Origin of the sequence: Micromonospora sp. NPDC085948, assembly GCF_040686315.1 — a bacterium.
GTDB lineage: Bacteria > Actinomycetota > Actinomycetes > Mycobacteriales > Micromonosporaceae > Micromonospora.
This window is the reverse complement of the sequence record NZ_JBFBJW010000005.1, coordinates 77638-90359: the sequence shown is the minus strand read 5'-3', so window position 1 is coordinate 90359 and position 12722 is coordinate 77638. Positions and strand designations below refer to the sequence as shown.

At 71.6% G+C, this 12722-nt stretch carries 9 protein-coding genes; 2 read left to right on the top strand and 7 right to left on the bottom strand.

The window, feature by feature from the left end:
- Nucleotides 1–145: 145 nt before the first annotated feature.
- The 3 genes from AB0O48_RS15635 to AB0O48_RS15625 form a co-directional block, all read right to left on the bottom strand.
- Nucleotides 146–628, bottom strand: coding sequence for a helix-turn-helix transcriptional regulator (locus AB0O48_RS15635; protein WP_357239708.1), 483 nt, complete (start codon nucleotides 626–628; stop codon nucleotides 146–148).
- 248 nt (nucleotides 629–876) lie between these two features.
- The gene (locus AB0O48_RS15630; protein ID WP_357570309.1) at nucleotides 877–2169 is read right to left on the bottom strand and encodes a cytochrome P450; all 1293 of its coding nucleotides are present in this window, start codon (nucleotides 2167–2169) and stop codon (nucleotides 877–879) included.
- A 410-nt stretch (nucleotides 2170–2579) separates the two neighbouring features.
- A complete protein-coding gene (locus AB0O48_RS15625) occupies nucleotides 2580–4934 on the bottom strand; it encodes an AbfB domain-containing protein (RefSeq protein ID WP_365066071.1) in 2355 nt (784 codons plus the stop codon).
- Between the two features lie 343 nt (nucleotides 4935–5277).
- Here AB0O48_RS15625 and AB0O48_RS15620 point away from each other — a divergent pair, with 343 nt between their 5' ends.
- Together AB0O48_RS15620 and pdxY are read left to right on the top strand one after the other, a co-directional pair.
- On the top strand, nucleotides 5278–6072 hold the full coding sequence (locus AB0O48_RS15620) for a serine protease (protein WP_357239699.1): 795 nt from the start codon (nucleotides 5278–5280) through the stop codon (nucleotides 6070–6072).
- 137 nt (nucleotides 6073–6209) lie between these two features.
- Entirely contained in the window at nucleotides 6210–7061 is an 852-nt protein-coding gene (gene pdxY, locus AB0O48_RS15615) for a pyridoxal kinase PdxY (RefSeq protein WP_357239696.1), read from the top strand.
- A gap of 80 nt (nucleotides 7062–7141) precedes the next feature.
- On the opposite strand, the gene AB0O48_RS15610 is transcribed toward pdxY, so the two are convergent.
- The 4 genes from AB0O48_RS15610 to AB0O48_RS15595 are packed head-to-tail and all read right to left on the bottom strand — an operon-like array spanning nucleotide 7142 to nucleotide 12665.
- Nucleotides 7142–7474, bottom strand: coding sequence for a putative quinol monooxygenase (locus tag AB0O48_RS15610; RefSeq protein ID WP_365066066.1), 333 nt, complete (start codon nucleotides 7472–7474; stop codon nucleotides 7142–7144).
- A gap of 9 nt (nucleotides 7475–7483) precedes the next feature.
- Nucleotides 7484–10834 (bottom strand): DUF87 domain-containing protein, encoded by a 3351-nt coding sequence (locus tag AB0O48_RS15605; RefSeq protein ID WP_365066063.1) that lies wholly within the window; start codon nucleotides 10832–10834, stop codon nucleotides 7484–7486.
- The gene (locus tag AB0O48_RS15600) at nucleotides 10831–11565 is read right to left on the bottom strand and encodes a hypothetical protein (RefSeq protein WP_357570305.1); all 735 of its coding nucleotides are present in this window, start codon (nucleotides 11563–11565) and stop codon (nucleotides 10831–10833) included. Before AB0O48_RS15600 ends, AB0O48_RS15605 begins: the two co-directional genes overlap by 4 nt.
- Nucleotides 11562–12665 (bottom strand): DUF559 domain-containing protein, encoded by a 1104-nt coding sequence (locus AB0O48_RS15595; protein ID WP_365066059.1) that lies wholly within the window; start codon nucleotides 12663–12665, stop codon nucleotides 11562–11564. Before AB0O48_RS15595 ends, AB0O48_RS15600 begins: the two co-directional genes overlap by 4 nt.
- Between the last annotated feature and the right edge of the window lie 57 nt (nucleotides 12666–12722).

Genomic DNA, 12722 nt, shown 5'->3' with positions numbered 1-12722 from the left:
ATCCGCACGTTGCCGAATGCAAGTCCCATTCGGCCGGACGTCGCGCTCGTAGACCAGACCTGGCCGTGGTACAAACTGCCCGTACCAGCATCTGTACCCAATGTCAGCGGCCGATGACACCGCGAGACCGATCCGGACGGTGCGGTCAGCGCTGGTCGTCGAGGGGGTCCACCCGTTGCTGTCGCCGCTGCGCGTCGTCCGGCTCGGGTGGGCCGTTGAGTACCTGACCGATCAGTTCACGCAGCTCGTCGATCGCGTCCACCACGGCGCCCGGGTCGCGCGCGTCGCGTCGAGCCCGCTGGCGCGGCACCGGCGGATCCCGCCGAAGTGGTTGCGGGGCGCGGGGGCCGCGGCGGCCGTCGGCCGCCAACTGCTCGGCAGCCACCTGTGGCCACAGCGCCGCGAGCCGGCCGCCGGTGCCGAGCACGTCGTCGCAGCGCAGCGCGAACTCGTGACTGCCGAACCGGCGACCCGACTCGACAGCTGCCACCGTCTCCCGGCTGAACCGCACCCGATCCGCCAGGGCCCGTTGGGTCAGGCCCCGCCGAACGCGGCAGTTGCGCAGCTCCCAGCGGAACCGCTCGCTGGCCGCAGAGGGAGCAGCGCTCGACGGGGACGTGTGCTCCATGCGCTCACCTTCGTGGCTACGGGGAATCAGCAGCGGACACCAGATCGAGATTCGCCGATGAGCTGAACATTCATAGGTGGCAATTCTTAACCCAGGATGCGATGGGTGTGAAGACGTTCACCGTCCTGAATCGTCGGGCATAGCGGAAAAGGTGCGTGGCGGGGCCGAGCTGCGCCGGGTGCGGTGGGCGACGCCGCCCGGCCCGCACTCACCCAGGGCGCCGGCGAGCCTGCCGGCGCACACCCACGTCACGCGGCGGCCGCTTCCGGGGTCGCCGCACCGCGCGTCGCCGGAACGTCGGCGGGTGCCACGATATCGATTACCGCGAGCAGCGTGTGGTGGGCGCGAAACGCGACATTGGGCTTGTACGAGCGCTGTTGCGCGGTCGCCAGGCGGAGTCCGGGAATGGCTTCGGTGAGTCTGGTGATGGCGATCTGGGCCTCCAGCCGCGCCAATCCCGCGCCAATGCAGAAATGCGGGCCGTGGCCGAACGACAGGTGATTGCCCACGTCCGCCCGGTCCGGAGCGAACTGGTCCGGGTGGGCGAAAACCGCGGGGTCACGATTCGCCGCCCCGATCAGCAGCAGACAGCGTGCCCCGGCGGGAATCGTCACCGTCCCCACGGTGACGTCGCGGCTTGTCACCCGCAGCCAGCCGTCGATGGCGGGCGCGAACCGCAGGGTCTCGGCCACGAACGCGGGAACAGCCCTCGGGTCGGCGGTGAGGTCCGACCAGTGCCGAGGACTCGACAGGGCCTGGTCGAGGGCGTGCGCGAGCAGGCCGGCGGTGGTCTCGTGGCCGGCGACCAGGAGGTTGAAGGCCAGGCTCGCCACCTCCGGCACGGTCAGCACGGCGTCGTCGCCGTCCCGGTAGGCCAGAGCCCGGCCAATGAAGTCGTCACCCGGGTGCCCACCGTCGACGCGCTGGCGGACCAGCTCCTCGCAGTAGTGCCAGAAGTCCAGCAGGCCCTGCGCCAGGCGTACCTGCTCGGCCGGGTCCGGTTGCCCCCAGACGAGAGCGATCTGACCGTCCGCCCAGCTCCGGATCCGTGCGACGTCCCCGTCGGGCACCCCGAGGATGTCCAGGACCACCAGCAGCGGTAGCTCGGTGGCGAGCTCCGGGATCAGGTCGACCCGCTCGCCCTGGCGGGCGGCGAGCCGGGAGACCAGCTGGTCGACCCTCCGTCGGACGATCGCGCCGTACTCGGCCTCGACCCGCTCGGCGGTGTTCGCGAAGGTCGCCCGCAGGGCCCGGCGGGTGCGGGGGTGCACCGGTGGGTCCGCGGCGGCCGTGGTGGGTGGCGCGCCGAGCTGCATGAGCACGCTCGTCGCCTCGGGGCACACCTGGTAGACCGGGGCGAGGGTGAGGGCGTTGGTGAACGTCGTGGTGTCGGCGAGGGCGCGTCGGACGTCGGCGTGCCTGCTGATCAACCACAGGCCGAGGTCCTCGGCGTGGTGCACCTCGCCGGGGTCGTCGAGGATCCGCCGCCACGTGCTTGCCGGATCGGTGAGATAAACTCCGGCGAACGGATTCAGCCGCATGGAACGCCTCCTGGTGAACGCGGCGATAAAACCGGCAGCGCCTCCATGTGGTGATCCGCGTCAGTCGGGCCGATAATGGCGCGCATCTGCCTCTGGCTCTTTACGGTGCGCTGAGTGACGGCGCAAGTCAAGATTGGCAGACATCTATTTATTGTCGGTCTGATTGCGTATTGCAATGGACCGCTGAGGTCGGCCGGATGCAAGTTGCGGCCCGGTCCTTGCCGCCGCTTTGCCGTTCTCCCTCCTGACCGGGGAAACGACCTCGGGGACGGCAGGTGACGCTCGCGTCCGGTCGCTGCCCGCGCGGGAAGGCCCGGACCCGCCACAGCGGCCCGAGCGTCGCGGGAGGCTCTCGGCCGTACCGGAGCCTCCCGCGACGTCCTACCGCGACATGGTGGCCGCGGGCGCGGTCAGGGTGCCCACGGGGTGGCGATGGCCCAGGTGCTGTCGGCGGCCCACCACGTCGGTGTGTTGTACGCGTCGCCGCCGGTGCCGTTGCTGAGCCAGATCTCCGAGTCGTAGTGCCGCAGGTACCTGCCCCGGAAGTTGTACGACTCCAGCGACACGCCCGTGCCGGTCAGTCCGACGCGTGCGCACCAGGTGGCGTCGGCCCGCAGGAGCGCCGAGCCGTCGTCGGGTGAGTTGCGGACCCGGGAGTTCTGGTGGCGCAGGTACTGTCCGGGGAAGTTGACCGACTCGAACGAGTAGCAACCGGTGCCGGCCAGGCCGGCCCGGATGGTGTACGTGGCGTCGGCCTTCAGAAGGCTGGAGCTCGCGGCGTCGACCACCTCGGTGTAGGCCAGACTGTCCCGGTGCCGCAGGTAGCGGTTGGTGAAGCCGGGCGTGGTCACCTGCAACGACCACCGGACGTTGACCGGCAGGGCGACCGGCGCCGAGCTGCCGACGGTCTTCGAGGCGTTGATCAGGGCGGTGTTGGCGGCGCGCACCCGCGCCTGATCCATCTTGATCACCTGCCGGTCGTAGGTGAGGAACCCGTTCAGCTCGCCCTCCAGATCGGTGATCTCGGTGTAGATCGACGCGCTGAGCCCCTTGCCGAGCATCAGGTTCTGACTGCCCTGCACCAGCCCCACGTACCGGTCGGTGAGGGCGCTCGAACTGGTCTGCCACTCGTAGGCGAAGAAGCCGCCGCTCGGGCTGTACTCGTGGCCCGGGGTGTGCAGGCCCAGGCCGCCGAACTCACCGAGCACGGCGATCCGGCTGCTCGACGGTACGGGGGAGTCCGGCCCGAGGTAGACGTGCCAGTCGTCGATGTCGCCGTTGGCGGGGTCGCCGAGGGACTGACAGCAGTTGTGGCCGCTGTGCGGGTTGACCAGCCGGGTCGGGTCCTGGTTCTTGATGTTCTGCGCGACCCGCCGGGTGTCGCCGAGGGATCGCTCGCCCCAGCCCTCGTTGTAGGGCGTGTACGCGATCACGGCGGGCGAGCTGCGGTGCTCGTCGACGATCTCGCGTGCCTCGGCCTCGAACTGCGCCTGCTGGACGTCGGTCGGGTCGATGTCCTGCGCGGTCAGCGACGGGATGTCCTGCCAGACCAGCAGGCCGAGGCGGTCCGCGTGGTAGAACCAGCGTTGCGGTTCGACCTTGATGTGCTTGCGCACCATGTTGAAGCCCAGGTCCTTGTGCTTCTGCAGGTCGAAGGCGAGGGCGGCGTCGGTCGGCGCCGTGTAGAGGCCGTCCGGCCAGAAGCCCTGGTCGAGGGTGCCGACCTGGAACACGAACTGGCCGTTGAGCTTGGGGCGTAGCACCCCGTTGACCAGGCCGGTGGTGATCTCCCTCATGCCGAAGTAGTGCACCGTCCGGTCCACTGTGGCGTTTGCGGCGTTCCGCAGGCTGACTCGAAGGTGGTAGAGGAACGGGTCGTCGGGTGACCAGCGGCGCGCGTTCGGCACCGGGACGCTGAACTCGGTGAAGCCGCCGGTGGCCGTACCGACAACTGTGCTTCCGTTCAGCGCCTCGGCGAGCACGCGGTGGCCGCTCACGTCGCCCCGGGTGAAGACCCGGACCCGCAGGGTGTTGGTGGCGAGGTTCGGGTAGACGTCCACGCTGCTGATGGACGCGGTGGGCACCGGCTCCAGCCACACCGTCTGCCAGATGCCGGAGCTGGGGGTGTAGAAGATCCCGCTTGGCGTCTTGGTCTGCTTGCCGATGGCCGGCAGGCTGCCGTTCTGTCGGGTGTCGGTGGGATCCCAGACCTTGACGACGATCTCGTTCGTCCCGGCGGTGAGCTGGGGGGTGACGTCGAAGGTGAACGCGTCGTAGCCGCCGGTGTGCGCGCCGACCCGGACGCCGTTGACCCAGACGGTGCTCTGCCAGTCGACGGCGCCGAAGTGCAGCAGGGTCCGCCGACCCGACCAGTTCGCCGGGATGGTGACGGTGCGCCGGTAGAACAGGTAGTTGCGGTTGTCGTTGGCGGCTCGCTGGATGCCGGAGAGGGCACTCTCCACCGGGAAGGGCACGTTGACCCGCTCGGGCAGGTTGACACCGAACTGCGGGGCGTCGTCGGTGGCCGACTGGCGCAGCTGCCACTCGCCGTTGAGATTGAGCCAGTCCGGCCGGGTCATCTGGGGGCGCGGGTACTCGGGCAGTGGTGTGCCGACCAGGGCCTGGCTGGTCCAGGGTGTGGTCAGTGGCGGCGTCTTCGCCGGTGCGGCGTGCGCCGGCCGGCTCGGCGCGGCAAGTACGCCGACGACCAGGGCGAGGATGAGCAGCAGCGGCAGGGCGGGGCGGATGGGGACCTGACGAGTCATGCCGTCTCCGGAGGGCGAGTCGCCGCGGGCGGTGCAGCCGGGCCCGAAGCGCGTGGGTGGTGGGCATCGGGTGGTCATTGACGAGGACGGGCGCCATCGACGGATGCCGGTGGGATCTCCATGCGCCGCCGCCGACGTGCGCATCGACATCCGCCATTGCGTCTGCCACGTTACAGGGCCGCGATGGGTCCGCCGTCAACGCTTTTGCGCCGATCCGAGATCCATAGCCTCCGTGGTACGACCCAGAGAGGATGACCCCCTAGATCCATAGTTCTCAATATGATGACCGCTATCGCGAATAGGGTGCGCTCACGAGGCGTGCCATCCTGATGCGGAGGACTGCATGGTTCGCTGGCGTACCCTCACTGGCCTGTTGGCCACCGCGTTGGCCGCGGTGACCGCGGCCAGCCTCACTCTCACCGCGCCGGCCGCGGCGGCCGACAACCCCATGACGCCGAACGTCGTCGGCGGCACCCGCGCCGCTCAGGGTGAGTTCCCGTTCATGGTGCGGCTCTCGATGGGTTGCGGCGGGGCGCTGTACAGCCCCCGGCTGGTGCTCACCGCGGCGCACTGCGTGGGGTCGACCGGCACCAACACCAGCATCACCGCGACGCTCGGGACGGTCGACCTCCAGTCGTCCAGCCGGATCACCGTCCGGTCCAACTACGTCTACCGCGCTCCCGGCTACAACGGCGCCGGCCGCGACTGGGCGCTGATCCGGCTGGCCACCCCGGTCACCGGGCTGAGCACGCTGCCGATCGCCAGCACGACCGCCTACGACAGCGGCACCTTCACCGTCGCCGGGTGGGGCGCCGCACGGGAGGGCGGTGGCCAGCAGCGGTACCTGCTGAAGGCGAACGTGCCATTTGTCAGCGACTCCACCTGCAACGCCAACTACGGCGGCGACCTCATCCCCGCCCAGGAGATCTGCGCCGGGTACGCCGGCGGCGGCACGGACACCTGCCAGGGTGACTCGGGCGGCCCGATGTTCCGCCGTGACGCCTCCAACGCCTGGATCCAGGTCGGCATCGTGAGCTGGGGCAACGGCTGCGCCCGACCCAACTACCCGGGCGTCTACACCCAGGTGAGCTACTTCGCCTCGACGATCGCCTCCGCCGCGGCGAGCCTCGGCGGCTGACCGTACGACCGCTCGGGCGACCCGGACGACGATGTCCGGGTCGCCCGTCCTGCCGTCGGGGTGGGCGGCGAGTGGGCCACCCGACAGATTCGGCGGGCCGTGTGTGCGACACCGGCCGCGACGGCGATGATGGGCCGGTGAAGATCCTGTCCATCCAGTCGTCGGTCGCCTACGGTCACGTCGGCAACTCCGCTGCGGCCTTCCCCCTGCAACGCCTCGGGCACGAGGTCTGGCCGGTCCTGACCGTGCACTTCTCCAACCACACCGGGTACGGCGCGTGGCGTGGGCCGATGCTGCCGGCGGCAGATGTCGCCGAGGTGATCGCGGGCATCGCGGATCGCGGTGTGCTCGGCAGCGCCGACGCGGTGCTCTCCGGCTACCAGGGCGACCCGGCCATGGGCGCGGTGATCCTGGACGCGGTCGAGAAGGTCAAGGCCGCCAACCCGGCCGCGGTGTACTGCTGCGACCCGGTCATGGGCGACGTCGGACGGGGAATGTTCGTCCGTCCGGGCATCCCGGAGTACCTGCGGGACACCGTCGTACCGCGCGCGGACATCATCACCCCGAACCAGTTCGAGTTGGACTTCCTCGCCGGCCGGACGACGACCTCGCTGGCCGAGGTGCTCGACGCGGTCGACGTCGTGCGCGCGACCGGCCCCCGCCACGTCCTGGTGACCAGCGTGTTGCACAGCGACCTGCCGCCGGGCTCGCTGGAGGTGGTGGCCGTCTCGGACGAGGGCGCCTGGGCGGTGACCACCCCGCTGCTGCCGATCAACCCGAACGGCGGGGGCGACGTCACCGCGGCGTTGTACCTCGCGCACCTGTGCACGACCGGCTCGCCGGCGACGGCGCTGGAACGCACCATCGCCTCCGTCTACGCCGTGCTGGAGGCGACCCTCGCGGCGGGCACCCGGGAGATCCAGCTGATCGCCGCGCAGCACGTGATCGCCGATCCGCCGGCCCGGTTCACCGCCCGCCGGCTGCGCTGAGGCGGCGGGTCGGGAGACGCCAGCGGCGGCCCCGGACCGCGACGATGGTCAGCGGGCCGGGACCGCGTCCCGAGCGACGTTCAGCGGCCCTCGGGTACGGCCATCTCGCCGAGCAGCGACCAGTCCTCCTGCGCCACGGTGGCGTTGACGATGCGCGGCGTCTCGGCCAGGTGCGGCGGCAGGGTCTCCTGCGCCGCGCGGAAGTGGGCGGACTGCACGTGGGCGGCGCCGGCCTGGTCATCGCGGAATGCCTCGACCAGCACGTACTCGGTCGGGTCGTCCACGCTGCGGGACCAGTCGAACCGCAGACAGCCCGGCTCGGCGCGCGTCGCCTCGGTGAACTCGGCGGCGATCTGCGGCCACCGGTCGGCGTGCTCGGCCAGGACCCGGAACTTGGCGGTAATGAAGATCATGGGCTCAGGCTACCCAGCCGGATGGGCGCGGGCGACGACCTCCTCGGGAGTCAACGGCGCCTTCGGATGGTGGGTCAGGCACAGCGGGGTACGGACCTTGACGAACGAGAATCCCTCCCCGGCGGCGTAGAACTCGCCGCTGTTCAGCAGGCCGATGTCCGGAAGCCGCCCGCCCTTGGCCTCGGCGAGCTGCCGGGCCGCGTCGATCTGCGCGGGCGCGTTGAGCAGCCCGAAGAACTGCGTCGTCGCGTTTCCGGAGATCTGGTTGTGCAGACCCTTGGGCGCCTGGGTGGCGAAGACCAACCCGAGCCCGTACTTGCGGGCCTGCGAGGCCAGCGCGATCGTGCTGGCGGTGCAGGCCGTGGTGCCCGTCGACGGGGCGAGCGTCTGCGCCTCGTCCATCACGAACAGCCCACCCAACGGTCGGTCCCCGGCGGGATGCCGTTTGATCCACGCGAAGAGCGCCATCTGCAACTGGTTGACGAAGCTCTGCCGCTGGTGGTCGGAGGTGAGGCCGACGAAGCTGATCACCGACACCCGGGCCCGCCGCCCCGGCGACGGCGTCAGCAACAGCCCCGGATCTGCCGGTGCGCCGACCCCACCGAAGAGCGGATCGGTCACCATCGCCGCCTTGAGCGCCTCGGCCAACTCCTCGGCGAGCTTTCCGGCGCGGGCCAGCCGACTGACCCCCTCGGGCAGGTCGGTGAGGAACTCGGTGAAGCCGGGCAGACCGACCAACCCGCTTCGCGCGTACGCCTGGAGGGCCTCGGTGAGGACGGCCTTGCCCTGCTGGGCGAGCCTGCTCGACCGATCGACGCCGGCGCGGGGCGCGAGCGCCTCCACGGCGGAGCGGACCGCCTGGTCGAACTCGTCGGGCCAGTCCCGCAGTGAGGTGAAGTCGGGCAGTGGTTGGAAGCTCAGCGGCCGACCGGCGGTGACGCGGGGCGTCCACACCACCACCTCGGTGTGTGCCAGGTAGTCGGTGGCGCGTTCGGCGTCGCCGGTGCCCCAGCCGCTCGGCGGTGTGGGCCAGGCGTCTCCGAGCCGGGCGAGGTCGTTGTTGGGGTCGAGCACGATCGCGGAGACCCCCTCGCGGGCGCACTCCTCGACCAGGCGACGGATGAGCACCGTCTTGCCCGAACCGGACCCGGCGAACACGACGGTGTGTCGGCGCAACGATTCCAGGGACACCGTGAACGGACGGCCGCCGTCGACCGTCCGCCCGAGCCCGATGGTCGCACCGTTGGCGTCGACCACGAGGTCGCCGGAGTCAGCGGGTCCGGCCGCGGCGGTCGGGCCGGTCGACCACCCACCGGTCCCGTCGCCGACCGGCGCGCTGGTCGGGCCGGCCTCGCCGCCCGCCGGAAGCCCGGTGCCACCCGCCGGAAACGCGTCACCAGCCGTCCGAGGCTCGGCACCAGCCGACGGAGGCTCGGCACCTGCCGACGGAGGCTCGGCACCTCGCGGCGGCGGCGGCCCGTCGTCGGGGGCTGCCGGCGACGCGTCCTCGCGGGGCTGCTCGGGGCCGGGCAGGACCGCCCGGAACAAATCGGTGCCGCTGGCCGGACGACGCGACACCAGCCACTCCTGCAGGGCCGTGGACGGCTCGTTCGCCAGCACCCGCAGCGCCGCGAAGACCCGCAGGTCCGCCTCCGGCACCCCGCGCCGCACGCCGCCGGCCGCGTCGAAGCCGGTCAACACCTCGGTGGTACGCCTGCCCGTCGGCCACCCGCCGTTGCGCAGCAGGATCAGTCGCCGTTGGGGCAGGTCCCGGTCCAGTCCGGCGAGCGTGCAGGCGGCCTTGACCCGGGCGGTCACCGCGATGGCGTTCGGGTGCGCGACGGCGCGGAAGCACCAGTGCGCCTCGTTCTCGGTGGCCTCGTCGAGCACCTCGATCAGCCGACCGTGCAGAGCGGGCTTGCGCCCCGGCGGCGGGTCGTACTTGTAGGTGGCACCGGTCGGCGCCTGCTCGGCGATCCAGGCGGCCAGGCCGGCGGCGAGCAGCGGCGGCATGTGCTCGTCCTCGCCGGCCGGGTCGACGGCGGCCGACACATCCGCGGCCTCGACCAGTTCGGCGAACCGTTCGTCCAACTCGCGCAGGCGGCGTTCGACGGTCGTTGGATCCGCCGTCGCACCGCGCCCGGTGCTCGCCGTCGGCGTCGAGTCGGTGCCGTCGATGAGGCGGTCGAGTTCGACCATCTCGTCGTGGTCGCGGCACCAGGCCACATGCCGGTCCACCCGGCGCAGCAGGGCGCGTGGCGTCAGGGTGGGCGCGTCGGCGAAGGCGGCGGGGGCGATCGGCCAGGTGGGATGGGGTGGCACGAAACGCGGACCCCCGAACGCGGCGGCGAGGCGCTTCGCCACGATGGCCTGCCCGATCTCCGGGGTGGGGATCCGGTCGGGCAGGGTCGCCGTCCGGAACCGGTCACCGACCGGAGTGGGCACCGTACGCGTCATCAGCACCCAGGTGTCCGGCAGACACGAGACGACGACAAGCGTACGACGGGTGATGTCGCGGAGCTTGAGGAGGCCGTCGGCGATCGGACCGAGCACCCTGGCCTGCCCGTCCTCCAGCCCCTGATGGTGGTTGAGCAGTGAGGTGCTGGTTTGCGCGAACAGCGTGTCGAGCTGATCCACGGCGATCACCGTAGGGTCCAGGGTCAGGGCCATCAGCCGGGAGATGTCCTGCACGATCTGCTGCGGGGGGCGGATGGCGCCGCTCAACCCCCACGCCGCCCGCGCGGCCGGGTCGCCGGGTTCGGAGATCAGGTGGGCGTACCCCACGTCCTGTGCCTCGAAGTCGATGGCACCGTGCAGGACGAGCGCCCGAGCGGTGTCCTGGGCGTCCCGCCCGACCTCCCGGTCCCGGGCGCGCAGTGCCCGGATGAAGGCGTCGAGCTGCGCGCGGGTCACCGGTCGGGCACCGGCGACCGCGTCGCGGACCTCCACCGGCAGGCCGAGCTGTGGGGTGAGTCGGCGCAGGAACGTCTTCAGCTGGGTGCCCCAGCCGACGTGGGCGCGACCCATGCCCTCCACCAGGGCCAGGGCGACGCTTTCCCAGAACGTCTTGCCGCTGACCATGTCGACGAGGAAGAAGTAGCCGCCGTCACGCTGGATCCGCTCGCGCACCGCCCCGAGCAGGTGCGTCTTTCCCGCGCCCGCGCGGCCCTGTATGGCCACGCCGAGCGGCATGCTCGTGTCGTCGGTGCGGGCCCGCGCCACCCCGCGCAGGATCTCCGCGGCCACCTTCTCGTGCAGCTCCGGCACGTTGTGCGGGCTGGGTCGCCAGACGTCGTCCGGGGTGACCGCCGGGTTGAGACTCACCGCTTCCAGCGCGGCCCGCTGGTCGTCGGAGATCATGCCGGGCCGATCGCCAGGGCGTGGTTGTCCTCGTTCCCGATGCGAACGGCCGCGGCCCGGTCCCGTGCGGTCAGTGACTTGGTGTTCGCCACGGGGATGATGCGGACGTCGTCCCGGCCGACCATCGCCCGCAACGCCGCGTCCAGGGCGGCCCGGTCGGTGTCGGGGAGCCGGTCGCGGACGTCGGCGAGGCCGACCCAGTCGCCCGGCGCGGTGGCGAGATCCCGGTACGCCGAGCGAACCAGCGCCTCCACCTCCGCCGCTGCGGGTGCTGCCGCCGTCGCCACCGTCGTTGCCGCCGTGGGTGCCGTCGTCGCTGCCTTCGCCGGTGCTTCGGATCGCGGCTCGCTGGCCGCCGGGGCCGTTGCCTCGGTGTGCTTGAAGAAGTCGCCGTGGCTGACCCGGAGCCGGTCCAGCGAGCGGTGCAGGTTGGACAGCACGACGAACAGCGACCGGGTCGTCGAACCACCCTGCTTCGGCGGCGCGGCGGTGTGCAGCTGACGTGCCACCCGCCAGCCCTCGTCGGTCAGCTCGTGCGCGAACGGCCGGTGCGTCCGATCGGTCTCCACCAACCCCAGGTCAATGAGCTTCTTGTTGTCCTGGCCGGTCAGCGTGAAACCGGCCAGCTCCTTCAGCTCGACATTGGTGACTCGGCGCGCCTCGACCATCAGCACCACGAGGGCGTTGATCTGGTTCGGCGTCAGGTGCGGGACGTCCGCCGGGCTGGTCATGATCTCTCATCTCCATCGGTGTGCGTGCCGTCCGCGCGTCGCCGGGCCAGCAGCTGACGGATCCCGTCGACCACCGCCGGCGCGTCGGTGAGCACCTGCTCGTTGGTGAAGCGGAGCACGTCCAGCCCGAGGAGTTGCAGCTGCACGTCTCTCCGCCGATCGTTGGCGAAAGCGATTCGCCCACGATGCTCCGGGCCGTCCACCTCGACCGCAAGACCCTCGACGGGCCAAAAGAGATCCAGTCGGTACGACACACCCAGCACGTGCCACTCGTAGGTGTGGTTCCACCGCCGGCCCCGCGCCCACTCGTGCGGTGCGAGCGCGCGTTCCAGTGCCTGCTCGGCCGCGCTGTCGCCCCGCGGGACGCCGGCGATCGGCGGCCAGGCCAGCACCGTCGGGCCCAATCGTGCCGACGTGGCCGGCGGCCGGTCGGTCGAACTGGCCAGCTCGGCGAACCGTCTGGGCACCCGCACCGGCACCGACCGCACCCGGTCGGCATGGCGCAGGAACCCGCCGGCCAACCACACGGTGAAGCCGCCGTGCCGCACGAGCCACTCGGCGGCGGCCACGAGCGTCCGCTCGGCATCCGCGCCCAGGTCAGGCAGGGCGATGACAAGGAGACAGCCCTCCCTGTCGTACGCCTCGGCGAGCACGCGGGCGAGACCGGCGGCGCGTACCCCCGGGGCGAAGCGGGACCGGCCGGCGGGGCGGCGCGGACCGCGCAGCCCACGCTCGGCGAGGTCGGCGAGAAACGGGCCGAAGTGCCGGGACCGGGCTGCGGCACGGGAGGCGAGGGCGCGTACCGCCGCCACGCCGAGTGTGCCGTCGCTGTCGAAACGGTCCGCGCCGGCCAGCCAACTGGGGAACATGGCGAGCGCCGCGGTGTCCAACTGGTCGAGGAGGTCGTCCACCAGGTCGCCGAGCGGACCCACCACCGTGGGCCGGTAGTGCACGACTGCCGGCGCCTCCGGCGGCAACGGGTCGAGTGCCACCCGCAGCACCTCGGGGTCGACGGCCGGCAGGTGACTCACCCGCCGCATGGGCGGGGCCGCCCACCAGACCCCGTTGGCCCCGCCGCCGGCCCGGACGGGTTCCACCATGCCGGCACCCTACGACACCGGCGGGGCCGATCGGTGTCCCGTCGATGTGCCGGCCCG

Coding starts and splice junctions, on each gene's coding strand:
- AB0O48_RS15605 (WP_365066063.1), bottom strand. CDS start 10,834: ATGATCTCCGACGACCAGCGGGCCGCGCTGGAAGCGGTGAGTCTCAAC.
- AB0O48_RS15600 (WP_357570305.1), bottom strand. CDS start 11,565: ATGACCAGCCCGGCGGACGTCCCGCACCTGACGCCGAACCAGATCAAC.
- AB0O48_RS15635 (WP_357239708.1), bottom strand. CDS start 628: ATGGAGCACACGTCCCCGTCGAGCGCTGCTCCCTCTGCGGCCAGCGAG.
- AB0O48_RS15620 (WP_357239699.1), top strand. CDS start 5,278: ATGGTTCGCTGGCGTACCCTCACTGGCCTGTTGGCCACCGCGTTGGCC.
- AB0O48_RS15595 (WP_365066059.1), bottom strand. CDS start 12,665: ATGGTGGAACCCGTCCGGGCCGGCGGCGGGGCCAACGGGGTCTGGTGG.
- AB0O48_RS15610 (WP_365066066.1), bottom strand. CDS start 7,474: ATGATCTTCATTACCGCCAAGTTCCGGGTCCTGGCCGAGCACGCCGAC.
- AB0O48_RS15625 (WP_365066071.1), bottom strand. CDS start 4,934: ATGACTCGTCAGGTCCCCATCCGCCCCGCCCTGCCGCTGCTGCTCATC.
- AB0O48_RS15630 (WP_357570309.1), bottom strand. CDS start 2,169: ATGCGGCTGAATCCGTTCGCCGGAGTTTATCTCACCGATCCGGCAAGC.